Annotated in this window: 27 protein-coding genes and 1 CRISPR repeat array; of the genes, 19 read left to right on the top strand and 8 right to left on the bottom strand. The window is 68.4% G+C overall.

Annotation, left to right across the window (positions count from 1 at the left end):
• The first annotated feature begins 18 nt into the window (after window positions 1–18).
• The 5 genes from O7629_RS09635 to O7629_RS09615 all read left to right on the top strand — a co-directional run bounded on the left by O7629_RS09635 (window position 19) and on the right by O7629_RS09615 (window position 2,423).
• Window positions 19–435, top strand: coding sequence for a GntR family transcriptional regulator (locus O7629_RS09635; protein WP_278168754.1), 417 nt, complete (start codon window positions 19–21; stop codon window positions 433–435).
• Window positions 432–1,361, top strand: coding sequence for an ABC transporter ATP-binding protein (locus tag O7629_RS09630; RefSeq protein WP_278168753.1), 930 nt, complete (start codon window positions 432–434; stop codon window positions 1,359–1,361). Before O7629_RS09635 ends, O7629_RS09630 begins: the two co-directional genes overlap by 4 nt.
• Complete coding sequence (locus O7629_RS09625) at window positions 1,358–1,795, top strand: hypothetical protein (RefSeq protein WP_278168752.1); 438 nt, start codon at window positions 1,358–1,360, stop codon at window positions 1,793–1,795. The genes O7629_RS09630 and O7629_RS09625 overlap by 4 nt, the downstream gene beginning before the upstream one ends.
• Window positions 1,792–1,989: a hypothetical protein gene (locus tag O7629_RS09620; RefSeq protein ID WP_278168751.1), complete on the top strand. Its 198-nt coding sequence runs from the start codon at window positions 1,792–1,794 to the stop codon at window positions 1,987–1,989. The genes O7629_RS09625 and O7629_RS09620 overlap by 4 nt, the downstream gene beginning before the upstream one ends.
• Window positions 1,990–2,063: 74 nt before the next feature.
• Window positions 2,064–2,423, top strand: coding sequence for a VOC family protein (locus O7629_RS09615; protein ID WP_278168750.1), 360 nt, complete (start codon window positions 2,064–2,066; stop codon window positions 2,421–2,423).
• A 19-nt stretch (window positions 2,424–2,442) separates the two neighbouring features.
• Here O7629_RS09615 and O7629_RS09610 read toward each other — a convergent pair whose 3' ends face one another.
• From O7629_RS09610 to O7629_RS09600, 3 genes are all read right to left on the bottom strand, one after another.
• Entirely contained in the window at window positions 2,443–2,883 is a 441-nt protein-coding gene (locus tag O7629_RS09610) for a hypothetical protein (RefSeq protein WP_278168749.1), read from the bottom strand.
• 296 nt (window positions 2,884–3,179) lie between these two features.
• Window positions 3,180–3,866: a Crp/Fnr family transcriptional regulator gene (locus O7629_RS09605; protein WP_278168748.1), complete on the bottom strand. Its 687-nt coding sequence runs from the start codon at window positions 3,864–3,866 to the stop codon at window positions 3,180–3,182.
• A gap of 71 nt (window positions 3,867–3,937) precedes the next feature.
• Entirely contained in the window at window positions 3,938–4,474 is a 537-nt protein-coding gene (locus O7629_RS09600) for a hypothetical protein (RefSeq protein ID WP_278168747.1), read from the bottom strand.
• Between the two features lie 171 nt (window positions 4,475–4,645).
• On the opposite strand from O7629_RS09600, the gene O7629_RS09595 reads away from it, so the two are divergent.
• Genes O7629_RS09595 through O7629_RS09585 form a run of 3 tightly spaced genes read left to right on the top strand, consistent with a single transcriptional unit; the run spans window position 4,646 to window position 8,437 of the window.
• The gene (locus tag O7629_RS09595; RefSeq protein WP_347403721.1) at window positions 4,646–5,461 is read left to right on the top strand and encodes a hypothetical protein; all 816 of its coding nucleotides are present in this window, start codon (window positions 4,646–4,648) and stop codon (window positions 5,459–5,461) included.
• Window positions 5,458–7,566 carry a hypothetical protein gene (locus O7629_RS09590; protein WP_278168745.1) on the top strand — a complete coding sequence of 703 codons (2,109 nt, stop codon included), beginning with the start codon at window positions 5,458–5,460 and terminating at the stop codon, window positions 7,564–7,566. Before O7629_RS09595 ends, O7629_RS09590 begins: the two co-directional genes overlap by 4 nt.
• A 4-nt stretch (window positions 7,567–7,570) precedes the next feature.
• A complete protein-coding gene (locus O7629_RS09585) occupies window positions 7,571–8,437 on the top strand; it encodes a hypothetical protein (RefSeq protein WP_278168744.1) in 867 nt (288 codons plus the stop codon).
• Window positions 8,438–8,533: 96 nt separating this feature from the next.
• Here O7629_RS09585 and O7629_RS09580 read toward each other — a convergent pair whose 3' ends face one another.
• The gene (locus tag O7629_RS09580; protein ID WP_278168743.1) at window positions 8,534–11,230 is read right to left on the bottom strand and encodes an RICIN domain-containing protein; all 2,697 of its coding nucleotides are present in this window, start codon (window positions 11,228–11,230) and stop codon (window positions 8,534–8,536) included.
• A gap of 347 nt (window positions 11,231–11,577) precedes the next feature.
• Between O7629_RS09580 and O7629_RS09575 the strand changes: the two genes are divergently transcribed.
• The 4 genes from O7629_RS09575 to O7629_RS09560 all read left to right on the top strand — a co-directional run bounded on the left by O7629_RS09575 (window position 11,578) and on the right by O7629_RS09560 (window position 13,770).
• On the top strand, window positions 11,578–12,027 hold the full coding sequence (locus tag O7629_RS09575; protein ID WP_278168742.1) for a hypothetical protein: 450 nt from the start codon (window positions 11,578–11,580) through the stop codon (window positions 12,025–12,027).
• 92 nt (window positions 12,028–12,119) lie between these two features.
• Window positions 12,120–12,947 (top strand): DUF5753 domain-containing protein, encoded by an 828-nt coding sequence (locus O7629_RS09570; protein ID WP_278168741.1) that lies wholly within the window; start codon window positions 12,120–12,122, stop codon window positions 12,945–12,947.
• On the top strand, window positions 12,944–13,138 hold the full coding sequence (locus O7629_RS09565) for a DUF397 domain-containing protein (RefSeq protein WP_278168740.1): 195 nt from the start codon (window positions 12,944–12,946) through the stop codon (window positions 13,136–13,138). Before O7629_RS09570 ends, O7629_RS09565 begins: the two co-directional genes overlap by 4 nt.
• A gap of 74 nt (window positions 13,139–13,212) precedes the next feature.
• The gene (locus O7629_RS09560; protein WP_278168739.1) at window positions 13,213–13,770 is read left to right on the top strand and encodes a Uma2 family endonuclease; all 558 of its coding nucleotides are present in this window, start codon (window positions 13,213–13,215) and stop codon (window positions 13,768–13,770) included.
• Between the two features lie 14 nt (window positions 13,771–13,784).
• Here the strand turns inward: O7629_RS09560 and O7629_RS09555 are convergent, their stop codons facing one another.
• The 3 genes from O7629_RS09555 to cas1 form a co-directional block, all read right to left on the bottom strand.
• Window positions 13,785–14,405: a DUF6518 family protein gene (locus tag O7629_RS09555; protein WP_278168738.1), complete on the bottom strand. Its 621-nt coding sequence runs from the start codon at window positions 14,403–14,405 to the stop codon at window positions 13,785–13,787.
• A gap of 123 nt (window positions 14,406–14,528) precedes the next feature.
• Window positions 14,529–15,622: a CRISPR direct-repeat array (repeat unit 37 nt; unit sequence GTTTCTATACGCCCTTGGGCGTGACGTGGTTTCTGAC).
• 211 nt (window positions 15,623–15,833) lie between these two features.
• Window positions 15,834–16,136 (bottom strand): CRISPR-associated endonuclease Cas2, encoded by a 303-nt coding sequence (gene cas2, locus O7629_RS09550; protein WP_158632082.1) that lies wholly within the window; start codon window positions 16,134–16,136, stop codon window positions 15,834–15,836.
• Window positions 16,112–17,107 carry a CRISPR-associated endonuclease Cas1 gene (gene cas1 / locus O7629_RS09545; protein WP_278168735.1) on the bottom strand — a complete coding sequence of 332 codons (996 nt, stop codon included), beginning with the start codon at window positions 17,105–17,107 and terminating at the stop codon, window positions 16,112–16,114. Before cas1 ends, cas2 begins: the two co-directional genes overlap by 25 nt.
• Before the next feature lie 200 nt (window positions 17,108–17,307).
• On the opposite strand from cas1, the gene uppS reads away from it, so the two are divergent.
• Window positions 17,308–18,084, top strand: coding sequence for a polyprenyl diphosphate synthase (uppS, locus tag O7629_RS09540; RefSeq protein ID WP_278168733.1), 777 nt, complete (start codon window positions 17,308–17,310; stop codon window positions 18,082–18,084).
• Between the two features lie 3 nt (window positions 18,085–18,087).
• Here uppS and cas6 read toward each other — a convergent pair whose 3' ends face one another.
• Window positions 18,088–18,846 (bottom strand): CRISPR system precrRNA processing endoribonuclease RAMP protein Cas6, encoded by a 759-nt coding sequence (gene cas6 / locus O7629_RS09535; RefSeq protein WP_278168731.1) that lies wholly within the window; start codon window positions 18,844–18,846, stop codon window positions 18,088–18,090.
• A 410-nt stretch (window positions 18,847–19,256) separates the two neighbouring features.
• Between cas6 and O7629_RS09530 the strand changes: the two genes are divergently transcribed.
• Genes O7629_RS09530 through O7629_RS09505 form a run of 6 tightly spaced genes read left to right on the top strand, consistent with a single transcriptional unit; the run spans window position 19,257 to window position 26,820 of the window.
• The gene (locus O7629_RS09530; RefSeq protein WP_278168729.1) at window positions 19,257–21,515 is read left to right on the top strand and encodes an RAMP superfamily CRISPR-associated protein; all 2,259 of its coding nucleotides are present in this window, start codon (window positions 19,257–19,259) and stop codon (window positions 21,513–21,515) included.
• Complete coding sequence (locus tag O7629_RS09525; protein WP_278168728.1) at window positions 21,512–22,954, top strand: hypothetical protein; 1,443 nt, start codon at window positions 21,512–21,514, stop codon at window positions 22,952–22,954. The genes O7629_RS09530 and O7629_RS09525 overlap by 4 nt, the downstream gene beginning before the upstream one ends.
• Window positions 22,951–23,556: an RAMP superfamily CRISPR-associated protein gene (locus O7629_RS09520; protein ID WP_278168727.1), complete on the top strand. Its 606-nt coding sequence runs from the start codon at window positions 22,951–22,953 to the stop codon at window positions 23,554–23,556. The genes O7629_RS09525 and O7629_RS09520 overlap by 4 nt, the downstream gene beginning before the upstream one ends.
• Window positions 23,553–24,911 (top strand): RAMP superfamily CRISPR-associated protein, encoded by a 1,359-nt coding sequence (locus tag O7629_RS09515; protein ID WP_278168725.1) that lies wholly within the window; start codon window positions 23,553–23,555, stop codon window positions 24,909–24,911. The genes O7629_RS09520 and O7629_RS09515 overlap by 4 nt, the downstream gene beginning before the upstream one ends.
• Window positions 24,908–26,275 carry an RAMP superfamily CRISPR-associated protein gene (locus O7629_RS09510; RefSeq protein WP_278168723.1) on the top strand — a complete coding sequence of 456 codons (1,368 nt, stop codon included), beginning with the start codon at window positions 24,908–24,910 and terminating at the stop codon, window positions 26,273–26,275. The genes O7629_RS09515 and O7629_RS09510 overlap by 4 nt, the downstream gene beginning before the upstream one ends.
• A complete protein-coding gene (locus O7629_RS09505; RefSeq protein WP_278168721.1) occupies window positions 26,272–26,820 on the top strand; it encodes a hypothetical protein in 549 nt (182 codons plus the stop codon). The genes O7629_RS09510 and O7629_RS09505 overlap by 4 nt, the downstream gene beginning before the upstream one ends.
• The last annotated feature ends 41 nt before the right edge of the window (window positions 26,821–26,861 follow it).

Raw genomic sequence — 26,861 nt, 5'->3', positions numbered from 1 at the left:
CAGAATGGGAGTCGCGGCGTGATCGAGTTCAGGTTGGACCGCCGGTCCGGCGTCACCCCGTACCTGCAGTTGGTGCAGCAGGTACGCCAGGCGGTGCGGCTCGGCTGGCTGCAGGAGGGCGACCGGCTGCCGACCGCCCGGGAGGTCGTCGCCGCACTCGGCATCAACCAGAACACGGTGCACAAGGCGTACCGCGAACTGGAACGCGACGGCGTGGTGCAGTCCCGGCCCGGCGTCGGCACCTTCGTGCTGGCGTCGCTGTCGGCGCGCCGCGCGGCCTGGGACCCGGCGATCCGCACGCAGCTCGCGGCCTGGGTCGCCACCGCCCGCGCCGCCGGCCTGGACGACGACGACCTGCGCGCCGTCCTGGCGGCCGAACTGGCCGAGAGCGCGTCACCCCAGACGACGGACGACCGGCCGGGGCGGACCGGATGACCACGCTGGAGACCACCGGCCTGGGCAAACGGTACGGACGCAGCTGGGCGCTGCGCGACTGCACGCTCGCCGTACCGGCCGGCACGGTCACCGCGCTCGTCGGCCCGAACGGTGCCGGCAAGACCACCCTGCTGCACCTGGCGGTCGGCCTGCTCACCCCCAGCGCCGGGCAGGTCCGGGTCGGCGGACGGCCACTCACCGGCGGCGGCCACGACCTGGCCCGGGTCGCGTTCGTCGCCCAGGACAAGCCGCTGTTCGCCGGGTTCACCGTGGCCGAGATGCTCCACTTCGGCCGGGCCACCAACCCGGCCTTCGACACCGGTGGGGCGCGGGCCCGGCTCGACGACTACGGCATCCCGCTGCGGCAGCGGATCCGGACCCTCTCCGGTGGGCAGCGCACCCTGGTCGCCTTGACCCTCGCCCTGGGTAAACGCGCCGAGCTGCTGCTGCTCGACGAGCCGCTCGCCGACCTGGACCCGCTGGCCCGTACCGAGGTGATGGGTGCGCTGATGGCCGCCGTCGCCGACACCGGCGCCACCGTGGTGCTCTCCTCGCACATCCTGGCCGACCTGGTCGACACCTGCGACTGCCTGCTGCTACTCAACCGGGGTCGACTGCAGGTGGCCGGCGGTTTCGACGAGTTGACCGAAGCGCACCGGGTGCTGACCGGGCCGGCCGAGCTGGCGCAGCGGCTGCGGGCGGCGGACCCGCCGCCCGTACACCTGAGCGTCACGGCCCGGCAGACCACCGCGCTGGTCCGGCAGGCGTCGACAGTGGTACGCGGTGAGCCGGCCAGCCACGACGGCGGGCAGGTGCCCGGCCTGGAGGAGCTGGTGCTGGCGTACCTGCGCAACCCGGACGCCGTCTGCCTGCCCGCGCCCACCCTCGTCGCGGCCGGTCTGCCGGCGGGAAAGGAGACCCGATGATCTGGCTCGCCTGGCGTCAGCAGCGGTTCCCGTTCATCGCCGCCGCGATCCTGATCTGCCTGTACGCCGGGTTGACGGCGGCCGCGCACGTCGACACCGAGTTCGTCACCATCACCCAGCTGTTCGCCGGCTACCTGACCATCGGGGTCTGCATGTTCTGGGGCGTGCCGCTGGTGGCCCGCGACCTGGAGCAGGGCACCCACCGGCTGGCCTGGACGCAGAGCCGGCCGCGCGGCCACTGGCTGGCCGCCCGGCTGGCGGTCGCGGCGGCCGGGTCGCTGGCCGCCGCCACCGTGGTGACCGCCGTCGTCACCTGGGGGTTGCCGACGACCGACGGCGACCCGATGCGCTGGTTCGCCTACGAGTCGCATGATCTGGTCCCGCTGGCCCGGGTGCTGTTCGCGCTCACCCCGGCGCGGCGTTGGGTGCGGTGACCCGCAACACGCACATCGCGATGGCGCTCAGCGTGCCGGTGCTGGGCATCGTCCAATTGGGCGGCGCACGTGCGGTACGCGAGGCCACCTCGTGGACGTACTGGCAGCTGCAGGTCGCCGAGTCCGGCGTCTACCTGGGCGTGGCGGCCGTGCTCACCGCAGTCACGTTCCTCGCCGTCCGCCGCCGGCCCTGACCCGTCCGCCGCCGTGCCAGTCGTCCCGCCGGATGTCCGGGTCAATGTCGGTGGCGGATCGTAGGGTGCGGGGCATGGCCAGCATTCAGCCCATCATCAGTACGCCGGACCTGCCGCGCCTGCAGAAGTTCTACGAAACGGTGCTCGGTGCCGAGCAGGTCCGCCAGCATCCCGCCGACGGCCCGGTGTTCTTCGTCGGGTTGCGGCACGGCGAGTCGGAGTTCGGCATCGTCAACGAGGAGCGCGCCGATGTGTCCGCGCCGTCGCGGGTACTGCTGAGCATCGACGTCGACGACGTGGACGCACTGCTCGGCCAGGTCGAGGCGGCCGGCGGCACGGTGCTCGCTCCACCTGACGACACGCCGTGGGGTCAGCGGGTGGCACACCTCGCCGACCCCGACGGCAACCTGATCAACCTGACCCACCGGCTCTGAGCAGCGGGCGGGCCATTGGTCACCTCGGCGGCAGATAGCAGCGGCCGTTGGTCCAACGACGTAGTTCACGGTCAAGGTGTGCGGTGTCGACGTCTGGGCATTTCGCCAGGTTGACGGTGAACGGGGTGCCAAACGCATACAAGTCGGCCAGCATCATCTGTTCCTGGGCCGATGCACCCGGCACCGGCGGAGCCGAGCGCCGGCCCGGCACGTCGAAACAGAGGAACTCGTTCCCCCCATGACCCGGCCGGAATGCGCAGCCGTCGACCTCATCCCAGGGGACGGGGATCTCCAGCACCTGGCCGTGGAACGCCGAGGTGAACCGCAGCCCCTGCGCATTGAGCAGGATCGTCTTCTGTGGCATCAGGCGCTTGACCCGCCGGGCGGCGAGGAGGTCGGTCACCCCGTCCATGCCGATCATGATTCCGCCGACGAACATCACCACGCCGAGCGCCGCCACGCCGATCTGCAGCGCTGACGGGGTGACCGCAACCGTGCCCGGGTCGACAAGGACAGCGATGAGTGCGAGGGCACCGGCGAGGCCGACTGCTCCGGCCAGCACCTTACCGACCATCGGAGCGGCGCGCCGACGCCGAGGCGCCAACAGGATGCCCGGCTCAGCTGTCAAAGACACTCACGATCCCTCGTCCTCCGCCCCGGGCGATGCACCGGGCGCATCGACCAGCGTAGTGCGCGGGGCCAGACCGGGCAGCTGCCACCGCCTGGCCATACCCGGATTCCGGACACCGATCTCGCTCAGGCGAGGTCTGCTACCGAGCGCAGTGCTTCGCTGTCTCGTACGACGATCCCCCGGTAGTGGGTCGAGACGATGCCCTCCGACCGAAGTTCACTGAGTGCTTTCTGCAGGCTGACCTGGGCGGCGCCACAGAGGGTGGCCATCTCGTCCTGGGTCAACCGGATGTCGACGACCATGCCCTGTGGGCTCCGCCGACCGTAGGCGGCGGCGATCTCCCACAGAACCCGGGCGAGGCGAACACGTAGCGGGTAGTGAGTGAAGTCGATCCGACGCCGGTTGGCCCAGCGGAGACGGTCCGCGATGATCCCGGCCACGGTGAGGGCAGCGTCGGGGTTGTCACGGAGAAATGCCATGAATTCGTTTCGGTGGATGACGCGGATCACCGATGGGCGGCAGGCGGTGACCGTCGCCGTCCTCGGTGTCTCGTTCAATGCGGATATCTCGCCGATGATGTCGCCGGAGACACGGATCGACAGCAGGGCGTGCCGACCGTCGGTCAACGCGGCGGTGACCTTGACCAGTGCGTCCTCCAGTAGGATCACATAGGACTCTTCAGCGCCCTCCCGGAGAATGACCTGCGCTTCCTTGACGGAGCGTCGGACTCCGACCGACAGGAGGCGTACGCGCGTCGACGGTTGAAGCCGGGCCAGGAAGGTTCCCGGCGGCCACGGGGCGTTCTTCTCCATCTGCACCTCCTCGCGGTCCGAGAGACATCATTCACGTTCAGCTTCGAGTTCGCTACTGTCCGAAGCTCGACTCAGGACGAGGGCCCTGCCACACCGGTGACGACCAGCAAGCCGCCGGCAAAGCCGACCGCCACCAGGAACCAGGGCATACAGTTCTTGATCAAGAGGTACTTGGCCAGGGCGATACGGGCGAGGACGACCGCGAGGTCCCATGCCTCGTCCCGCTGCTGTTGGACGCAGGCGGCCGACGGGCGCCCGCCAGCCGAACCGAGGTCCGGAAACCCGAACCGGTTGGCGCCTCCCACACCGGCCATGCGCGGCTGGAACGCCATCGCGAGCCGGCAGGTGGCGACCACCATGGCGACGAGCATCCCGGCCGCGAGGCAGACCGAGATCGCCACGACCGCAGGGGTGCCGTCGAGCATCGTCGGCAGGGCCTGGTCGGCGACCGTTGCCGCGATGGCACCTTCGATCGACAGCAGGGCAAGTGCCTTCGCGTCAGCGTGTCTGATCGATGTCTGCAGCGAGGCCACTGTGGTCAGACCAACCTGAAGATCGCGCCACGCGTCCGGGCCGACGCCGCAGCTCGCCCTCTTCATCCGCTCCATACATCAAGTGAACGTGAGGCCGGCGGTAGCCACAGCGTCGGAGCACCACTTGTCGCGCATTCGACTGTCGCGCTAATTCCATCCTTTTATGGGATCCCCATCGCCGCCGTTCTGTAGAGATGAGCATCGAACGGTCTTGTCGCCCAGTGGGAGATGGAGAGCATGCCTTACATCAAAGATCCGGACCGGCGTGTCCTGGTCGCCGTGGACATGGAGTCCTACAGCCGTCGAGACAACGTCCTGCAGTACCGTGCGCAGCTGACCTTTCAGGAGGTCATGGCGGCGGCGTGCAGCGAGGTGGGCTTCGATCGCGCCAGTTGGCAGATCCAGCAGGGTGGGGACGGCGAGCTCGCCATCCTCCCGCAGGGGACGAGTGAACGGGCGGTCCTGGCCCGGCTGACCCCGGTTCTTGACCGGCTATTGCGCGAGACCAACCGCGGACTCAGCGACGAGGCTCGGATCCGCCTGCGCGTCGCTGTCCACGAAGGTCCGGTCCATCTCGACGGGGCCAACGGATTTCCGAGCGACGCGGTCGTGACAGTCTGCCGGCTGGTCGACTCACCCCAGCTCAAGACCGCGCTACGGCAGTTCCCGGACGCCGCGGTCGCGCTGATCGTGTCGGATCGGCTCTACCAGGACATCGTCCGGCAGTACCAGGACCTTCGGCTGGATCACTTCCAGCCGGTGACCGCGCGGATCGCGGACAAGGGCTTCGAGGCCGCCGCCTGGATCTACGTCCCGGGCGAGAGCATCCCAGCGACCGGTGACCGGCCAGACCCACAGGATTCCGTGCCCGACCAGCCGGATGACGGTCCCGGCGGCGCGGGCGTCGACGATCGGCGGCCCGGTCCCCGGCCTCGCCCCGCAGACGGTGGCGTGTCGGCACGGGACATCCAGATTCCGGGAATCGGTACGGTCGGCAACAAGAACTCCATCGAGGTGTCCGGCTGGCCCGGGGGTCTCGGTTCGTGGGAGTCGCCTCGATGAGTGACGCAACCCCTGAGGACGAGACCGAGCCGGAGGCCGGCCCGCAGGACGAGTCCGACCCGGAGTCCTGGTCGCTGGACCCACAGGTCGGTGAGGAGCTGTACGGCGACCGGGTCTCTGCCGTCTACTCCCGACTGGATATCTCCCGCCTGGGCATTTCCGGAGTGGGAGCGGTCGGCGTCGGCAACACGATCAGGATCGTGAACAACCTGGGTCCCCCCTCGGCGAGACCCGTCATCGCTGATCTGGTGGGGATAGCCGACCTGCTCAAGGTGTACGTGTCAACCAGCGCCGACGAAGGGCTGGCACGAAAGCTCGACGAGTTGTCGGCGGCCGGTCTCGGGGGCAGGCCGTACACCGGCAGGCGCAGCACCGCGATCGTGGCGCTGGCTCGGCGGCACGGCCCGGACCGGGTCCACGAGATTCTGCTGCCGGACGGTGTCGATCCCGGCGAGCTGAGCCGGGCCGGCGACAGCATCAAGAAGGATCACGGATACCTCCTCCAGCTGCCAGGTGACAAGCACGGCCGGGCGATCCGGTTGTTGGCCAGCACTTTTCGTCGACACGGCGCGAGCCTGCTGCTGATCCGCGACGACGACAGCCGGGCAGGTGCACGGCCCGGGGCCGAGGTGCCGCATCGCTCACCTGACCCCGTCGCCGTGTTCCGTGCTCATCTACGTCATCACCTGTGCGACCGGCTGGGGTGGACCGATGAGGAAAGCAACCGGGCGCTGGACGGGTACCTCCAACACGACGGTCTCACCACTGATCTGCACAGCTGCTACGGACCGCAGGAGGCGGTGTCGATCGCCGAGGCTGTCGGGGCAGTCCGCCCGGCCGACGACGATGCCATGACACAGGTGCTCGCCAGGTCCCAGCCGCGCCGCAGGGCCCACGCGGCGGAAGTCCTCTGCACCGACCGCAGCGGCACCGGGGAGACCGGCACCGGCCGCCGGCCGCGCCGGATCGATCAGCACGAGCGGGCCTTCCGGATCGCCTACGCCGTCTTCGCCCGACAGCCGCTGCACTACGTCTTCGAGGCCGCAGGTCTCCTGCTCGAGGAGATCGACGGGCAGGCCAAGCGGACCGACTGGGGCCGGATGGCGCTGCAGTATCCGGTCTCGGAGCTGCTCGGGCCGCTCAAGGTGGACTGGCACGAAAGCCGCGACGCCACGAACTCGCCGGGTGGGTCGTCCCGCTCGGCCTGGCTGCGCGACGGCGCGATGCGGGGCGCGATCATCGACGAGGCGTGGCATGAGTTCGACAGCACCCGACCAGCCCTGCTCGAATGGCTGAACAAGCTGGTCGCCGCGAGTGACGAGCCGATGCAGCGGGCAGCCGCCGAGGCCGCCGGTCTGCTCGCCCACCACGACTTCGACCGGGTCTGCACTGATCTCGTCGACAACTGGGCGGCCTCGCCCAAGCCGCGACTGCGCCAGGCGGCGGCCTGGGCGATGGTCGCGGCGGACATGGGTGGCCAGGTGGGGCATCTCGTCCGTCGGCAGATCCGCGACTGGGCCGGTGGCGGGCGCAACTATCAGCGGGACGCCGCCGCCCGGGTCTACGCCAGCGGACTGCAGCAGCCCGACCTCAGCTGGAGCCTGGCCGACCTGCGCCGCATCGCCCAGGATCCGATGCAGCAGTACACGTACTCAGTCGCTCAGGGCATCCGCCAGCTGTACACCGCGCACACCGCAGACCGGATCGTCACCGAGCTGGTGACCTGGTCGGAGCATCGGCAGCTGCAACCGCACGCCGCCCACGCCCTGCTCGAGCTCGCCGAGCAGACGGACGACGACTCACCCGGCGGCGTACCCGATCTCCTGGTCAGGGCGGCGGCGCAGGAAATCGACAGCGGTGCCCTGGTGCAGCTTTGGCGGTTGGCGTTGCTTTCCCCGGCGCGGTCCGCGTCGGCCTGGCACACATTCGGGCGCTGGTTGACCAGTGCCGACGCCGACGAGACCGTACGCAAGGTCGTCGCCTCGTTGGTCGCGGACCTCGCCGCCGGGCCGTCCCTGCGCCGACGGATGCAGTTCAGTCTTGCCCGGTCCCCGCATTTCGATCGTGGGCTGCCGGAGTGGCTCGAAGCCGCGACAGGGAGGTGACGACGTGACGGATTTTCGGACGCAGCGCTCCGGCGTCGGATGGTGGCGTCGGTTCGGGTCGTGGCTGGTGAGGCTGTGGCAGCGGCTCGTGGCGGCGCTCAGCGGCCCCGAACCTGAACCCTTGCCGCCGCCACCGCCGCCGCCCGCGCCTCCGGGTCGGCTGACCGAACGTCGGGACGCACCGGCGCCGATCGTCGTGCCCGCCCGCGGGTACGTGTTCACCTTCCGGGTTCACGCCAGCTTCGTCTGGTCGTCGGACGGGCTGCCGAGGGAGGTGCTCAGCGGGTCCGCGCAGTTCTTCATGCCGTACGCGATCCGGGCGCTGACCCGTCTCGCCGCCGCCCGCGCCCGTAATCTCGCCGCACACCGGGCCCGGGATCTGGAGGTGGAGTTGCAGCGCGCCGTCGCCGAATCGGAGCCGCTGGTCTACGAGCGCGGCGGGGCGCGGGTCACCTGCCAGGCGTACGTCTCGGTGGAGCTCGACGACCGGGTCAAGCGGGCCGTCGAGCCGTACTGGGAGCAGTTGATCAAGCTGGAATACGAGTACGACGTCGACACCCGACGCGCACAGTACGTGGACCGGATGAGTCGGCAGTGGTCGACGGTCCTGGAGAAGCTCGTGGACAGCCCGGTTGCCGGCGGTGCGGCCACGCTGGCCAACGAGAACCTGGCCGCCGTCGTGCGGGAGTTCCTCGCCGAGCGCAAGGCCGAATCGGAGCGGCTGGAGAACCTCCTCGCCGAACACGCCCGCAACGGCAACGGCTACGAGCAGGCGAACTTCTTCGAGCGGCTCGTAGAGCAGGCAGACAGCTACCGGCAGCGGACACCGACGAGGCCCAACCCGGGTCAGAACGGGTCCGCCCGATCCTGAGCCGGCCTGAGCCAATGGGCCCTCCACGGCAGGGCCTGCCGTGGAGGGCCCATCTGGTCCGGGATCGGGCAGAGTCTGCCGAGCCCGGGGGCCTGCTCAGTTGCGGAAGCTCCACCGCTGGTTTGCGCCGCCGTTGCACGACCAGAGGATGATCCTCGTGCCGTTGGCGGTAGCAGCACCATTCGCATCCATGCACAGTCCGGATTGAACGCTGGTGATCGTACCGTTGGAGTTGATGTTCCACTGCTGGTTGAGGCCGCCGTGGCAGTCCCAGATGGCGACCACGGTGCCGTTGGTCGTGCCAGCACCAAACGCGTCCAAGCACTTGTTGCCGTACACGGTCAACTGCTTGCTGGAGGTGTAGGTCCACCGCTGGTTCGTGCCGCCGGCGCAGTCCCAGAGCTGCACCTGGGTGCCGTTGGTGGTCGTGAAGTTGGGTACATCCACGCAGCGGCCTGACTGGCCGCCCACAATCTGGACGTTCTGCTGACCGCCGCCGCTTTGCTGCCTGACGATCGACCTGGACTCAGCTGATCGATTTCCTTGAGCGTCGAGAATGTAGAGCCGATAGTCGCCCGGTGTCGTCGGAACAGCGATGGACGTTGAGGTGCCGTCGGCCCTGGTCATCGTCGGGCCGGCAGCGAAGGCGGTGGTACCGGAGGGTGCCAGCCAGATCGTCCTGGTCGCGTCTCCGGCGCTTCGTACCGGGATCGATGCGCTCTCGCTGCTGACGAACGTGCTGGCCGGCAATGCGTAGTCGGGTGAGAAGAGATTGCTCTGTGGGACGATATCTTGATATGAACTCTCAAGTCCAGATCTCACGGCGATACCATAGCCTGCTGCCGGCCAGACATAGTCGTCGGACACGAGAATATCGTGGACGGTACTGTTCGGCAGACTCTTGTTGGAGACCTTGTTGATTGGGCCGTATGTTTGCGTGATGCTCAGATCGTGCTTGCGCCCCCAATCGTCGGAGTTGATAAGCCACGCGACATTCTTGTCCACGCTGAGGACATTGTCGCGGAAAGTTATATACGCCGAGCCTTCATCCGGGTGAAGTCCGTACTTGTGGCCAGCCGGGACGCCTTGGAGATAGTTGTCGTGCACCGTGGTACCCGGTTGACTGCCCAGGGTGTAGATAGGTCCCGTGTCGCTGAGACGCTGCACCGTGTCGATGATGTGGTTGTAGCTGATGTTGTTGTTTCTCGCTGTCACCGTCGGCCTGTTGGGTGCGATCGAACCCGATGACCCGTCGAAGTTCCACCAACCCCATCCCAGCGTTATCCCGGACCACGGGGCCTTTTCGATCCGGTTGTGCGCAATGGTGAGAGTGTCGGCGAAGTACGCCGAGATGGGACTGTGTCCGTTGAACAGCACTGCACTGTCATAGATGTAGTTGTTCTTGATCTCGATGTTCTTGGGTAGTCCTTCAACCTGAGGGGAGTACTTTTCGCGATTGGCCGCCGTGTGGTCGCCGATGTAGACGTGCTGAGGATGACCGACGGTAACAGCAGATCCGGCGATGTCGTTGGTATAGTTTCCGATCAACTGCGTGTCCTGCACATCGTTGACCAGGTTGATCCCGTCGGCACCGGCATGTTGGATCCTGTTGCGTTGCAGCGTTATCCCATCAGCGTTCTGGATCTGGATCATGCCGGGAGTAACGTCGACATTGCGATAGTAGTACACATGGAAGTTTCCCTTCGCGTATGCAAGGGCGCCCAGGTTGCCCTGCTGGGCCTGTTTGAACGCGGAGCCTGCCACATTGAACAGGTTCCAGTCGGAGTGCTGCACCGTGAGGCCGGAGATCGTGATGTTGCGGGCGTGGTTGCCCGTCGAGATGCCCGCGATCCGCAGCACGGTAGTCACGTTGTTCGGCGCGAAGACCGTCGCAGTCGCCATGTTCTCCGAGCTGGCCTTGTAGTAGTACAACGTCCGGCTGGCCTTGTCGAAGTAGAATTCGCCGGGCGTGTCCAGGAACTCGTAGGCGTTCATGACCTTGTGACTTCCACCGACCTGAGCGTTGCCGTTGTACGCGCCTTGGGCGATAGCCGCGCCCGGTTGCTGGAACAACGCAACGCGATTCCGACCATCGGCCGTTGTGGTCACCTGGCGGACTCCCACGATGGCGGTGGTCCAGGTGGTCGCCGTTTCGATCTCGATATCGTCCTGGTTGCGGGCGATAGCGGGAAAGTCAGACAGGCTGTATCTCGCACCCTCGCACTGTGAGCCTGATTCCCAGGCCCAATCGGCCTGTCCCGCGGTGATGTTGTATGTCCCGTGGCATCCAGCCGAGTTGATCGTCTTCGTAGCCATGTACGCCCGCTTGTCGTTGGCGTAGAGCGCACGCAGCTTGTTGGCTCGGTCGAGCGGAGCTTTCCAGATGTCACCGCTGTGCTGGGTCCATCCGGTGACCTGCACACCGCCTTCGAGGACTGGCGTTTCGTTGGAATACGCGGCGTATATGATCCGGTAGCCGTTCGTACCGGAGTCGCTCGGCCCGAACTCGATCGTACTGCTCACCGGATAGCTTCCACCACGGAGGTACACGTAGATGTCACCTGTCATGTTCCCGTTTATCGTACGAACCACGTCCCGTGCGCGTTGCAGGGTTCTGAATGGTGACGTGATCGTTCCGGGGTTGGCGTCGTTGCCATCGGGAGCAACATAGTAGGTTGCCTGGGTCGCAGCCGAAGCCGGCATTTGATTCGCGACCGTTGCAATCAACACGACGGAGGCGAAGACCGCGACTGCCAGCAGCGATCTTCCAGCGATGGAAACGGCTGACTTCACGTCCTATTCCTTTCACTCTGGTGCGGCAGGCCGGCGTCGTCGGCATTTGGGATGGTGCGCACGGACGTCCAAGGTGCCACGGTTCTTCCGCCTCTACCGCGAGAGCAAGCACCTCCGGAGCACTGAATCCCCTCCCGCAGAGGAAGCATGAAACATGTCGATAACATAGGTCGTATGATGTATGATGTCAAGAGATGTAGATGTTTCGATGCCTCGCTCCATGGGTCTCGCGGAACCGACGTCTCGGGTAGGCAGCGCCCCCACGGCAGACACGGAGGCGCAGGTGTCCACCCACCCCGCTCCTGAGCCGAGGTCGTCAGTACAGCCAGCTGAAGTCCAGCTCGTCGATGGCGTTGCCGACGTGGACCTCGGCCAGGAAGCGGCGCATCAGGCTGCCCGGGGTCGGCGGCGTCCTCGATCTGGATCAGCATGCCGCGCCCGTGCGCCACGACGGCGTCGAGCACCAGGCGTTCGAGCTTCTCGGCGTTGACCGGGCCGGGCCGGCAGCCACACGGCGCGCCGTACGCCCGGCCGCTCAACGTCTGCAGGCAGACCAGCCGACGGTCGCAGCCGGCACAGGTCAACAGCCCGTCGAGGAAAAACTCGGACCGACCCGCGCGGTCGACGCGGGACATGCCGGTCGGCGGTACGTGTCCACCGCTGGTGGTGCGCTCGCTCATGTTCGCAAACCTCCGTCACGAGATACCGGATTTCGTGAATTCACCCTTGTGGCGGACCACATTTCCAGCCCGCGTACGGCAGACTCAATCGTGGACGCCGGCTCGTCTCCACTGTGATGTGGCGATTTCGGCGACCAGCCCGGCCAGCGGTTTCCTTTTGAAACATTGGTGCGGGTGGTGGGTGTGTCGGATGAGAGGAAGGTGAAGCGATGCCGGTCACCGGACCGACTGTGGTGCGCCGTCAGCTGGGGCGACGGCTGCGCCGACTGCGGGAGGAGTCGTCCCGCACCGAGCAGGAGGTGGAGCGGGCGAAGGTCTGTTCCCGTACGACGTTGTGGCGCATCGAGAACGGCAAGTTCCCGGTCAAGATGAACACGGTTCGCGGTCTCTGCTGGTTCTACGGTGCCGACCCGGAGACGACGGACGCGCTGACCCGGCTCGCCGCCGCCAGTGATGGTCACGGGTGGTGGGAGTCGCACGGCGACGCCGTACCAGATTGGTTCCGCCTGTACGTCGGCCTCGAAGCCGCCGCCACCGAGATCGGGGTCTATGACCCCGAGGTGATCCACGGCCTGTTGCAGACGCCGGACTACATGCGCGCGGTGTTCCGCGCCACCTATCCGGACGCGCCGCAGGAGAAGATCGAGCGGCTGGTGTCGCTGCGGCTGGACCGGCAGATCTCCTACTACGACCGCGAGCAGCCAGCCCGGATCGTCGCGATCCTCGGGGCTGGTGCGCTGGTCCGCGAGGTCGGCGGACCGGCGGTGATGGCCGAGCAGCGCGCCCACCTGGCCGGGCTGGGTCGACGGGTACGGGTGGAGATCCGCGTCCTACCCTGGTCTGTCGGTGCCCACCCTGCCTTCTCCGGCCCGTTCATCTTGCTCGACTTCGCTGACCCGGACGACCCAGACGTCGCCTACGTCGAGTCGCATATGGGCGCTCGTTACCTGGAGCGGCCGGAGGAGTTGGCGGAGTACCGTCGAATTTTCCGGCTGATCCGCCAACAGTCGGTCCCGATCGAGGAGCATCTGCGATGAAGCCTGACACCCCCTGGTTCACCTCCAGCCGCAGCGCCGGCAACGGTGGAGCTTGCGTCGAGACCCGACGGCACGCCGGCCAGGCCGAGGTACGCGACAGCAAGGACCGCACCGGCCCCACCCTCACCTTCACCACCCGCCAGTGGGGCACCTTCACCACCGCCCTACAGACCGGCACCCTCCCCCACTGACCACCGCCGATCGCCCTGTCCCCCACCCCCATCCCTGGGGTGGGGGACGCTCGTCCTCCTGACACTGGTGACGTGTGAACACGCTTGACCCCGACCGCGCCTGGGACGAAACGAGCTACCTCGCACTGGGCAGGACACCCGATCGGACGGAGCTGGTTGACGGCTGCTTGCGGATCAGCCCCGCACCGAGCAAGCGTCATCGGCAGCTCTCGTTCCTGCTGATGTCCGCGCTGTATCCGGCGGCCCGGTCTGCCGGCCTCAATGCGTACGAGGCGATCAATGTCAGATTACGTACCGATCGGATCGTGATCCCAGACCTCGTCGTCGCAGACACTGACAACGAGGGATCCGTTACCGACGCGGCTGAGGTTGTGCTGATCTGCGAGATCACGTCTCCGAGCAACGCCGCCACCGATCGACTGCTCAAGATGCAGTTGTACGCCGCCGCCCGATTCTCGTGGTATCTGCTGGTTGAGCACGAGTTGCCGAATCCGTCGGCGGTGACACTCCGGCTCTTCCGGCTCGACAACGAGCACTACGTCGAGCACGTGACCGCGGCCAAGGGCTACGTCCTGACCACCGATCAACCGTTCTGGTTCACGCTCGACACGGCCGCACTGCTCGACGAGTAAGCCCTCCGGCCCGGTCAGCCGAAGCCCGCCGCCAGGAACGCTCCGAGGCCGAGCAGCGCCAACGGCAGCGCCGTGGCGAGGCTGAGGATCCGGTTGCGGGTGGTCCGACCGGCAAGAACGATCACCAGTACGCCGAGCACCGCCCGGACCACGACATGCGGGATCTGCTCGCTGCCGTAGCTGGGATCGCCGATCCGGGCCGCCTCCAACGCCGCCTCGGTGAAGCACACTGCTCCCGGCAGGGCCGTACCGATGGTCTGTCGCCAGCCTGAGCCGCGTGCCCAGACGCCGCCGGCGCCGAAGACCGCTCCGGCGAGGACCCCGAAGGCCATCCAGAGCAGAGAGGTCGGCGCCCACAGCAGCGACCAGTCGTCGCCCTGGATCAGCGCCGCCGCGACGTAGTAAGCGGGTACGGCGATCACCAGTCCGGCGGCCGCACCGGCAGCAGCCCGCAGCCACCCGGTACGGACCCAGTAGCCGAAGAAGAACGCGGCGACCGCCCACACCGCAGACGAGTTGCCCAGGTCGGCAAGGGGCCACCAAGGCATGAACTTGATCCATACGAAGTCGACGAAGCCCAGCAGGAAGCCGCCGACCACAGCGACGAACGCGACGCGCCGATTGTCCGGGTACATGCCGCCGGACCTTACCGTGCCGCGGGCGCGGGCGCTCCTCGTGCATCGGGCAACACCGAGCCGCAGACGGCTTCTGACCCGGTTAGCGAGACTCAGCCACAGCATCACGATCATCGTTGACGAGTCTCTATACGCCCTTGGGCGTGACGTGGTTTCTGACCAGTGGCTCACATGTTCGAGACCGGGTTCGCGGTCCGGTTTCTATACACCCTTGGGCGTGACGTGGTTTCTGACTGCGCGTAACGCGTGCCCCGGTATGTCCAGATTTGCTCACGCTCGTTCCTATACGCTCTTGGGCGTGACGTGGTTTCTGACAACCGGTCTGGCGCACGTCGACTGCGACCACCCCGAGTTTCTATACACCCTTGGGCGTGACGTGGTTTCTGACAGAGGAAGAGATCCCGTGGACGTGCTCGCCCGGAAAGGTTTCTATACGCCCTTGGGCGTGACGTGGTTTCTGACAGTGAAGTCCGGACAATGGAAAATCTGCCGCCGATCCCGTTTCTATACGCCCTTGGGCGTGACGTGGTTTCTGACTTACGGACGCTGGCGGAGCTACACAGCGAGTCTGGTGAGTTTCTATACGCCCTTGGGCGTGACGTGGTTTCTGACCTGCCCTGGCGGCATGTCTGGGAGGGCGACGGGTTCGTTGTTTCTATACGCCCTTGGGCGTGACGTGGTTTCTGACATGAGGTCGACCAGGTCGAGCATGATGCGGCGCTGCTCGTCGTTTCTATACGCCCTTGGGCGTGACGTGGTTTCTGACCGTCAAGGCCGCACGGTTGCTGCGTGGTGCCGATCCGTTTCTATACGCCCTTGGGCGTGACGTGGTTTCTGACTTGCGGACGCTGGCGGAGCTACACAGCGAGTCTGGTGAGTTTCTATACGCCCTTGGGCGTGACGTGGTTTCTGACCTGCCCTGGCGGCATGTCTGGGAGGGCGACGGGTTCGTTGTTTCTATACGCCCTTGGGCGTGACGTGGTTTCTGACATGAGGTCGACCAGGTCGAGCATGATGCGGCGCTGCTCGTCGTTTCTATACGCCCTTGGGCGTGACGTGGTTTCTGTCCGTCAAGGCCGCACGGTTGCTGCGTGGTGCCGATCCGTTTCTATACGCCCTTGGGCGTGACGTGGTTTCTGACAGGGAGAGATATGGCAATCCACGGGAACGGATTCGACACGTTTCTATACGCCCTTGGGCGTGACGTGGTTTCTGACCCTACCCGCTCTGGCGGGGCTGTGACCAGCACAGATACACGCCCTCTGCACGGCGACCTCCGCAGCTCCACATTCGACGGGTGACGCTGATCACTTTTCTGGACGTTTCCGCAGCTCAGAGGCTTGCACGGCGTACCGCCGATTTTCATGATCGCCTAACCAGGCCCGACTCGTCCGCCATCCGACCTACTTGCGCCCTCCGTACCTTTCGTCACAGCACCACCCAGTAGGGTGGCTCTGGGTCGATCCGGTGCTGGCCGATCACCACCAGCTGATCCTGACAGCCAGCGCAGATCGGCACGATGTGAATCGTATCCGTCTCCACGTCGATCATCGCCTCCAACCGGGCGGCAAGTCGAGGCAACCTTGCCCGGTCGAGCTGGCAGAGGAAGACGCTGCGCTGAATCCGTTCGCCCCACTGGTGCAGCGCCGCCGCCACCCGCAGCCGGCGACTGTCCCGGGAAATGTCGTAGCACACCAGCACCGTCGTCAACGCCACTCCAACCCGTCCCACGGCACATCCCGCTCCACCCACGCGGCCAGCCGCTGCGCCTGCCGGTGCAGGTGACGACGGATCGACCCGGTGAAGCCGGGCAGGGCGCTGCGGGTCACCGTCGCCATCCGCTGCTCGTACGCGTCGATCAGCACCGCACGCCCCTCCCGGTTGAGCAGCACTCCGGCCCGGTCGGTCTCCTCGCTGCCGTGCTCCAGACCCAGCCGGCCGGTGCGGGCCAAGTGCAGCACCACCTGGTCCACCACGTATGGCCGGAACTCCTCGATCAGGTCCAACGCCAGGCTCGGCCGACGGTCCGCCGGGGTGTGTAGCAGCCCGATCGCCGGGTCAAGGCCGGCCGCCGTCAGCGCGGTCACCGCCTCGCCGAGCAGCAGCGTGTAGCCGAACGACAAAGCCGAGTTGATGACGTCCAGCGGCGGTCGACGCGACCGGGTGGCGAACCGCAGCGGTGCCGGCAGTAACGCGCCCAGCGCCGCGAAGTAGGCACGGGCGGCCGCGCCCTCGGCCCCCATGATCTCGTCCCGGCTGGTCGCGCCCGCCACGGTGTCGATCGACCGGATGATCCCGAGGATCGCGGCGTCGACCTGGTCGTGCCGTTCCTGCCGGCGGCTGCGGTGCAGCAGCACCGCCTGCTTCGACAGCTTCGCCGTCACCACCGCCCGGCCGAACGTCACCGCCCGCCACGGGTCGTCCGAGGCGCCCAGCAGCGCCCGCAGCCGCTCCACCCGCCGGGTGCCCGACCCGGCCAGGTGGCCCGGATACTGCCCGCGCCAGGAGGCGAAGACCACGTCGATGTCGCCGCGTAGCGCCCAGTTGCGGGCACCAGCCGACAGCCCCACCCGCCCGCACAGTGCCAGGCCACGGACGTGACCGGCCGGCACGCTCAGCAGGGTGACACCGTCGGGTGAGTCCACGACCAGCCGGCCGGCCGCCACCCGTACCGTCGCGCCCGGCACCCCGACGTAGATCACCTTGGTCGGCGCGCGATCCCCCGTCCGACGACCCGATCCCGCCGTACGGGTCGATATCGCCCAGGTCGACGCCGAAGCTCACCGTCGGACCGTCCCGTCTCCTACCGCTGTCACCACCCGCCGTTACCCGGTCGCCCGCCTGATTAGCGGACCGACCTGCGCTGCTGTGTCCGGGCGAGCAAGCGTGGTGAGATCAGGCGATGATGCGACCTCTGCTCGACGCCGGACACCGGCTGTACGCCCGCCGGCTGCGCGCCCAGCTCACCGCCGCCGAGCTGCCCCGCCACCTGGCCATGGTGATGGACGGCAACCGGCGGTGGGCCCGGCAGATGGGCTTCGACGACCCCAAGGTCGGCCACCGGCACGGCGCCGAACACCTCGACGAGGTGCTGAGCTGGTGCGCCGAGATCGGTATCCGGCACGTCACGGTGTTCGTCGCCTCCGTCGACAACGTCCGCAAACGCGCATCGGACGAGGTCGACAACCTGATGGGCATGATCGAGACCGTCGTCGCGGATCGGCTGACCCGCGACGGCAACATCTGGCGGCTGCACCTGGCCGGTCAGCTTGAGGTGCTGCCCGACTCGACCCGGCACGCGCTGAAGCTCGCCGAGGAGGCGACCCGGCAGCGGGAGACCGGCCACTACTTGACCGTGGCCATCAGCTACGACGGCCGGGAGGAAATCGTCAACGCCGTACGGTCGCTGTTGGACGACCAGGCGCGGCGCGGGGCGACGCTCGACGACGTCGCGCAACAACTGACCGCCGACCAGATCGCCGCCCACCTGTACACCAGTGGGCAACCGGACCCGGATCTGGTCATCCGCACCAGCGGGGAACGCCGGGTGTCCGGCTTCCTGCTGTGGCAGGCCGCCCACTCCGAGCTGCACTTCTGCGACGTCTACTGGCCCGGCTTCCGCAAGATCGACCTGCTCCGGGCGCTGCGCTCGTACGCCGCCCGCAAGCGGAAACCCTGACCGCTAACGCCAGGTCGGCTCCAGGCGGACCAGGCCGAAGCCCCGGCCACGCTGCGCGCCGACCCCGCTGTACGGCGCCAGCCGCATCAGCCGGTCCACCGCGCCGACCAGGGCGGTCGGCCCGTCGCAGACGTAGCGGATGCGCCCCAGAAAGCCCGACACCGTACGCCCGTTGACCTTGACCACGTCGCTGGTGCCGTCGATGTCGCTCACCCACAGCGCGTCCCGGTCCGGCCGCTCCCCCGGCCCATCAGTGCCCGGCCCGCCGATGCCCGGCAGCGGCAACACCAGCTCCGGCAGCCCGGCCGGGGCGTTCGCCCGCCACACCGCCCGCAGCCCGGCCACCACCGACCACGGGTCCGGCCACGGCGTGAAGCCGTTGCCGCGCCGGAACGTCGCCGGGGTCACGAACCGCAGCGACCACGCCGCGTCGCCGGACGGCCGGGCCAGCTCCAGCCACGACACCCCGGCCACCTGCCGTGCGCCGGTGACCAACGCGCCGACCTGACCACCGAACCGGATCACCGCCCCCGTCGCCGCCCCGGCCCGCAGCTTGTCGACCAGGGCGTCGTCGAGCAGGCCGACCTCGACCAGGGTGCCGGCCGGGTGCGCTACCGGCGGGCTGACGCTGTACGCCTTTGCGTGCGACCGGTGCGCCGCCTCGTCCACATCGAACCAGCGGGACACCACCGCGTGGACGTGTTCGAGCCGCACCCCGGCCGGGTCGATCCCCGGCACCACGAACTGCCACCTGCTCGGCATCACGCACTCCCCTCTTCCCGGCGAACACCTGAACGTATGTGCTCCATCTCGGACAGGCAAGCCACGGCTGGTAGCCAGTTCAGTTGATCGACTGTGGCCGTTGAGCTGACTTGTGCATCCCCTGGTCAGTTCTGCCGTCACCTACGCGACAGTCGATTGGCAGAGTTGCGTCGGAGGGCCAGAATCGTCGGGTCCGCCGCGTCCCTGCCCCGTGACACCAGGAGGCGATACCGATCGACGAGATACTCGCCGTCATCCTCAGTTGGGAACCCGCCACCCGTACCCTGGAGTACGTCCCCGTCAATGGCGGCGCTGGCGGCAGCAGGATCGGCTACCTGGTCAGTGACGCCGACGCCGCCGACATCGACCGAGTATGCCACGGCCGAGCTTTGCCCCGGCTCGGTGAACTGATGATCGAAGACGATGTCTGCATGTTGGAGCTGACCGACACCGAGATCGTCGAATGTCGGGTCACCTTCAAGAACGGGCAGGCCCGCTTGGGGCACACCGACGGGAAGCAGCCGGCTACTCTGCTCACACTCGCGCAGGTCCAGCTTCGAGACGACGACCCGCTCGACGCCCTCACAAACGAAGGCCGGTTCCTGTATTTCCGCGGCGTCACTGACGGTCTCGTCGGCTGCTGGAGGATTCAGGACGGGCTCGACAGTTGGCGCAGCAGGCGGGCCAAGCGCAAGGCTGACGAGTCCGAGCGTAAGCGGCGCGCGATGTCGTTCATAAACCCGTACACGTTCGTGCCGTTCCCGGGACGTATCGAGCGCGGCAAGCCGACCGGGCACGATGTGTTGCGGCCCGGCAACTTGTCCGGGTCATTCACCGTACGGTGGGAGTTCACTACCCCGTTTCAGACACCGAGCGGTTCGGTGAACGGCGAGCCGGTCCGGCTGCCGGGTGCTTCGGTCAAGGGAGCTGTCAGGTCGCTGCATGAGGCGGTGGCAGGTGGCTGCCTACGGGTACTCGACAAGGACTTTCTGCCGGTCTACCGGGACACCGCGTCACCGCTGGACGCCAGTTGGACGATCGGCATCGTCACCAAGGTCTCCGGCGATGGTCAGCCGTATCAGATGAGGCTTTGCGACGAGGTCATCTGGGTACGCTACCAGCAACTTCATGCGGCGGTTAGCAAGTCAGAGTTGCAGACCGGCAGCCGGGTGGCGCTACCCGAGGCTCGTACCGAGTGGAAGTTGGGCCGCCAGCAACTACTCGACAGCGCCACGGTACGCGCCGACGGCGACCTCGACTGGCATGTGCTGCTGACCGACGCCGCCACCCGGCCGAAGGCCTACTACGCTGCCTGCGGCCATCTTGGACCGTCAGCTCCGGCAGTCGAGGTGTCCGAGAAGGCATGGCGCACGTTTCAGCTGGCCGTCGCCGGGGCGCGTGAGTATCAGCAAAACCTGGGCGCTCGTGGCCAACGGCCCGTCGAGGTCAGGCTCCGGGACGGCACCCTGATCGGTCGTCGGCAGCGGGTCACCGGTCGTTTCAAGGCCGGCGATCTGGTCTGGGCCCGCCTTGGCGACGATGGCGAGGTCGGCGAACTACGGTTGTCCGCGCTATGGCGACACGTCGGCACCGGTGACCTCGGCAAGCGCACCCCGAAACACCTGCACCCCTGCAGCGCTTGGCAGACCTTGTGCCCATCGTGCCGGTTGTTCGGCTCCGTCGACCCCGATCCACACGATGAGTCGGGCCAGGCAGTCCAGCAGGCGTACGCAGGACATGTCCGATTCGGCGACGCTGTCTCAGGACCGGTCAAACTGACCGCGTTCGACCGGGCACCGCTCGGAGCTCCGCGGCCCGGTTCCGGACAGTTCTACCTGAGCCACGACGACTGTTCACCGGCGGAGCAGGAAGCCGAGTTCCCGACTCGGGAGTGGGGCGCCGGGCCGGACCACCCGGAACCACGGCCAGTGGCGGGACGCAAGTTCTACTGGAACGCGGACCCGACTCGACAGCCCGCCGGTTGGCAACGCCACCAAAGACGACCACATCAGACCGGTGAGATGGTCAAGGAGGGCCTTCTGCTTGCCGAGCCGGGTACGGTCCTGGAACAGCGCATCACCTTCGACAACCTGACCGAGGCATCACTCGGCGGTCTACTCGCCACCCTCGAACCGCACCGGGTCGCCGAGCTCACCACGGACAAGGGCACTCCCACTCTGCGCCTGGGCGGCGGCAAACCCCTCGGACTCGGCAGTTGTCGGGCGACGGTCAGCGACCTTCAGGTCTGGACGGCCGAGAGCAGATACAACGGCGGCGTCCACCCGGACCCAGACCCGGACCGCTACATCGCTCGGTTCATCGACGACACCCCGGCCGAGGTCCAAGCGACATGGCCGGCCATCGCGGCGGTCCTCGCCGAAGAAACCGTCAACGCGAACCTAGTCTGGTATCCACCCGGCAGCTACTGGCGAGAACGTCCAAACCAGCCCGAGGGCAACCCCGCCGCCAAGAGCTTCGACGAACCGTACGCGTTCTTCGCTGGTACCTCCGGCCAGTTCATGAAGAACGCCCCCGCACGGCCCCTCGTCCCCCTTCCCTCCCCGACGGCCCCGGATCAACTTGTCAAGATCATCCGAGACGACGACATCAAGGTGGACGCGCGCTCAGGTCACGACAACCAGCGAAAAGGCGGGAGGAAGTCGTCGTGACGAGTGTCTACCTGGACGTGGCGGTGGAGTCGATCCAGGCGTACCTCAGCCGTACCACTGACCTGAAAGGCCGGCGCGGGGCGTCAGCCTGGCTGAGCGACCTGACCGACCGCGACGAGCTCCGTCAGCGTCTCCAGGAAAACAGTGACGGCTGGGCGGCCGGGGTGTCGGTCAACGACGAAGCCGGTGAGGCCGATGGTGTGGTGCCGCTGAAGCTCACCCCCGGGTGCTCGCCGCAGGACGTCGCCGAAGCCGTGTTCGCCCAGTTGCGGGGCAAGCTGCCGGCGCTGCGGATGACCGCCACGTGGGCCACCGCCGACACCTACATCGCGGCGCACCGGCGCATGCCCGACCGTGGCGACGATCCGGCGGCCGGCAACGACGCCGGACACCTCGACAGCCTGCCCGCACCGGGCGACTTCCCACTGCTGGTCTCCTGCGAACAGTGCCGGGCCGACCCCCGGGTCACCCACCGTGACCTGCACGAACGCAAACAGGTTCCGATGTGTGCCGACTGCGCCGGCCGGTACGAAGACCGGTACCGCCAGCCAGGGCTGCACACCGGCGCGGTACCGGTCAACGCCGAAAGCCGGCTGCTGAAAGCACTCGGATTGACCCCGAAAAACGTGGTCGAGACCTTCGCCGACCTGGCGGAGATCCCCGGCCCCAGCCGCAAACACAATCATCTGGCGACCGTCTTCGCCGACGGCAACGCGATGGGCGCGCTGTTCCGGGACGTGCTGGCCACCGGCGACGACGAGCTGAAGCGCAGAGTGTCCAAGGAGGTGTCGCAGGCCACCCGGGACGCTCTGGTGGCCGCCACCCGGGCGGCGATTGCCGTCGACCAGCAACCGCAGCGGATGCCGGTGATACCGCACGTCGTCGGCGGCGACGACCTGCTCGTCTCGGTGACCGCCGACCGGGCCTGGCCGTTCGTCCGCGGCTACCTGACCGCCTTCGGCGAGCGGATGCAGCGCATCGCCGACGAGGCAGAGCTGCCCAGGCCGAGCGCCTCCGCCGGAATGGTGTTCGCGCACCACACGTTCCCGTTCCGCCGCTGCGTCGAACTGGCCGAGCAGGCACTGCGCCACGCCAAGCAGGCCCACCACGGCCAGACAGCGGCGGTGTCCTGGCTGGACATCACCCGCGACGGGGAGCAACGACCGCCGGGCCGGGCCGCGTGGACCCTGCCCGAGCTGACCGACCGGGCCGACTGGCTCACCGATCTCGCCGAGATGGAACAGTCAGCCAAGGCAGCGCTGGAGCGGCTGGCCGGCGGTGGCGGCGACGGCTCGGAGCAGGTCCGCCGCGCCCGGATCGCCAACCAGGCCAGCCGGCTGCAGCTGGACGGTCTCCGCTCCGCCAGTGACCTGCTCGACGCCAGCGGTGGCCCCGACCGGCTCGTCGACGCACTCTCCCTGGTCAGGTGGTGGCAGTGACCGACACGCTGCGTTTCACGATCACCTTCCACACCCCGTTCCGGGTGGCCACCGGCCAGGCCGGCAACGGCGCGGACAGCACCGTCGACCGGGTGGTGCCGCTGCCCGCCAGCAGCATCAAAGGGCTGATGCGCTCCGCCGGCTGCGACCTGCTCCGCCTGCCCGACAACCGCATCGACCAGGTGTACGGCGCCGGCCATCAGCCGTCGCCGTGGAGCTGGTCCGACGCGACCATCATCGACCCCGCCGACTGGCAGCGCGACCGGGTCCGGCGGCGCGCCCGCGTCCGGATCGACCCGGACACCGCCACCGTCGCCGACGGGGCGCTCGCCATCGCCGAGGAGATCCTGGTACGGGCCGCGACGTTCGAGATCACCCGGACCGGTTGGCTTCCCGCACCGCAACGGGACCAGCACCGGCAGGTGCTCGTCGGCTGCGCCCGCGCGGTCACCGCCGTCGGAGGTGACCGTCGACGCGGCCTCGGCTGGGTGTCGGTCACCCCGGCGGCCGACACCGGCGGCGACGACCCGGCGCAGCTCGCGCAGGCGCTGCTGGCGATGCGGACCGCCGACGGGTACGCCGGGGCCGGGGAGGGACGATGAGCGGCGACATCCCAGCACCGGGTAGTGGCGGCGACGCGCTACAGGTCACCCTGACCGCGTGCCAGCCGCTGGCCGTCGGCGTCACCTCCGAGGTCGGCTACGTCACCGAAAGCCACCCGTACGTGCCGGGAAGTGTGCTGCGCGGGGCGCTCGCCGCCGCGTGGATCGCCGAGTACGGGCCACCGGACCGGTGCGACCCGGCCGACGCCGCACGGTTCCGGCTGCTGTTCGACAGCGGCGTCCGCTACGGCCCGCTGCTGCCCGCCGGCAGCCGCCGGGTGCCGATGTCGGTGTACCGGTGCAAGTATCCGCGCGGCCTGGCCTGCCGCGGCTTCGTCGACGACCGGGCGTTCGGCACCGAGCCGGCCGAGACCTGCCTGGGATGCGGCGGCCCGCTCGTCCCCGGCAAGGGCACCCTGGAGCTGCCGCCGGGGCTGCGGCTGACCCGCACCACCCGGACCAGCATCGACGGCCGGACCGGCACAGCCAAGGACCAGGAGCTGTACGCGCGGGGAGCACTGCCCGTCGGGACCCACCTCGAAGGCTCGATCTGGCCCGGACCGCAGCCGCTGCCCGGCTGGGCGGTCGACTGGTTGACCGCCGACCGGGCGGTGCGCGTCGGTGGCCGGCGCACCGTCGGTGGACAAGCCGGCTACACCGCCACTGTCGCGTCGACCGCCGGCCCGGTGGTCGACACCGACCGGCTGGTGCTGCGGCTGACCAGCCCGGCCGTGTTCGTCGACGCCGCCGGCCGGCCCGCGCCAGAACCACTACCGGAGATGGACCTCGCCGGCACCGGCGTCACCGTCACCCGCCGCTGGGTGCGCACCGGCACGTGGTCCGGCTGGCACACTGCCTCCCACCTGCCGAAACCCGCCGACCTGTGCGCCGAGGCCGGTTCGACGTACCTGCTGACCGGGGCGCCGGCGGAGCTGGCCGCGTTCGGCCGCCGCGCGGTCCGCTACGGGCTCGGCCTACGCCGCGACGAAGGCTTCGGTGTCGCCGAGGTCGTCACCGTGCCGTGGCGCCCGCCGGTGTCGGGTGAGGCAGACCGGCCCGAGCCGACCGACCCGGCGAAGTGGGTACGCGAGCTGCTGCTGCAGGACTACGAGCTGCGGTGGCTGCTCGGCGTCATGCGGGACGTGCAGGGTGCCTGTCCCGAGGATCAGCCGGTGCCGCGAACGATCGTGGGTGAACTGCTACAGCAGCCCACCGGCGCGAAGCTGTCCGGCCGGCAGAAGGACAACATCAGTGCCGTGCTGACCACCAAGCTGACCGTCCAGCAGCTGCGGGACGTCATCAGCGTCGTGGAGCACCGGCGGGCCGACTACCACGTGCGGGAGGGAAAACGATGAGTGGACCGGTCGTGACCTTCCTGGTCGCCGAGATCGCCGTCGAGCCGGGCTGGGCGGTCGGTGCGGTACGCCGCGGCGACGACGTCATCGACCGGGACGTCCTGGTCGACGGCGACGGGCATCCGCAGGTGCCAGGCTCGACGCTGGCCGGTTCGCTGCGCGCCCACCTGGCCCGACAGTCCGCCGTGGCCGATCTCGACGAGACGCTGATGGGGCCCAGACCGCCGACGGACCGCGACGAGGCCGCCAAGTTGACCGCGTCGCGGCTGTGGCTGCTCGGCACCCGGTTCGTCCCCGCTCCCGCCGGTCCGCCGGCCGACAGCGGTCCGCCGGCGCAGCAGCCGGCCGCAGCGGGCTCGGGCCTGGTGGAGATCGTCGGGCAGACCGCGATCGACCGGCAGCGGCGGGCCGCCGCCATGTCGAAACTGCGCCGCAGCCGGACCGTCGCCGTCGGCGGGACCATCCGCGCGTACCTGCGGTATGACGGCGAGTTCGACGAGGCGCACCTGGCGGTGCTGGCCGGATGGCGGCCGGCGATCGGCCGGGACCGCAGCACCGGCGGCGGCCGGGCGACGCTGCGCACGCTGCGGGTCGGCCAGCTTGACCTGGGTACGCCGGACGGGCTGCGGACCTGGCTGGAGCTGGACGGGCCGGCGCTGGTCGAGGCGGTGGTCGGCACGGGTCGGACGCTGGCCGGCCCAGCCGAGGTCGAGCCGTACCTCACCGTGCGGCTACGGATCGTCGACGGGCTGCTGGTCGGCGGCGGGAAGCAGGACAAGGCCGCAGTGTCCCGCACCCGGCGCGGTCAACCGATGGTGCCCGGATCGGCGTGGAAAGGGGTGTTCCGGTCCCGGATCGAGTACATCCTGCGGTCGCTGCACGTCGACGAGCCGCCGGCCGAGGTGCTCTGCCCGGCCGGCGACCAATGCGACGGCGTCGAGCGGCTCTGCTGGGTGTGCCGCCTGTTCGGCACGCCCGGTCGACGTGGCCTGCTCGCCTTCCGTGACTCGGTCATCGAGTCACCGGCGACGGCCGACCGCACCCAGGTCGGCATCGACCGGGTCACCGGCGGTGCCCGCGACCAGTTGCTGTTCAGCAGCCGGCCGGTCGTCGACGGGACGCTGACGCTGCGGATCGACTCCCTCGACCCGGACGGCCGGCATGAGCCGGTCGACGCGGTCGGACCGACGCCCGGCTGGGCCCGCACTGCCCTGTCGCATGTGCTGCGTGACCTCGACGACGGGCTGATCGGGGTCGGTTCCCGGGTCAGTCGCGGCCTGGGCGGCGTACGGGTCGTCGACCCGCCGATCCCGACGCCACTGCCGCCGGTGCTGTCGCATTACACGCAGGAGGTCACCGGATGACCGGGACGGGCAACGGCAACGGCGTCGGCGTTAGCAACGGCGTCGGCACGCACGGCGGAGGCATGCTAGCCGCCTACGGCAGGATCGGGTGGGCACAGGTGGCCGGGATCGTCGGCGACGCGCAGTGCGCGTGGGCCGACTACACCGGCTTCCACATCGGACCGCTTCCGGCGCAGGCACCGCCGTACACCCATCTGTGGGCGTGGACCGGCAGCTGGCTGCTCCGGGCCCGCGTCGACGGCCAGGAGGCCATCGTCGGTCTGCTGCAGCCCGACGCCGACGGCCCCGCCGACACCGACGGTGACGCGCACCCCGATGCCGCCCCACCCGTTGCGGGGCGGCACCCGGCACGGCAACCCGTCCGGTTCGTCCGGTACACCGCGCAGACCTGGCCGGGCGCCGAGAAACGGGTCGGTCCGTTGCATCCGGACCTGACTGGGCGGCAGGTCGAGCTGTTCCAGATCTCCGGCGAGCGACCGGTCACCTTCGTGAGGCTGGTGCAGAGCCTGGTCGAGACAAGATCAATTGAAGGCCAGATACCTTGACCGGCGGTTGTTAGGTATCTGGCCTTCACTTGATCTTGCGC

This window comes from Solwaraspora sp. WMMD792 (genome assembly GCF_029626105.1).
Classification (GTDB): Bacteria; Actinomycetota; Actinomycetes; order Mycobacteriales; family Micromonosporaceae; genus Micromonospora_E.
The sequence above is the reverse complement of the archived record's forward strand: the minus strand, read 5'-3'. Positions and strand labels throughout refer to the sequence as shown.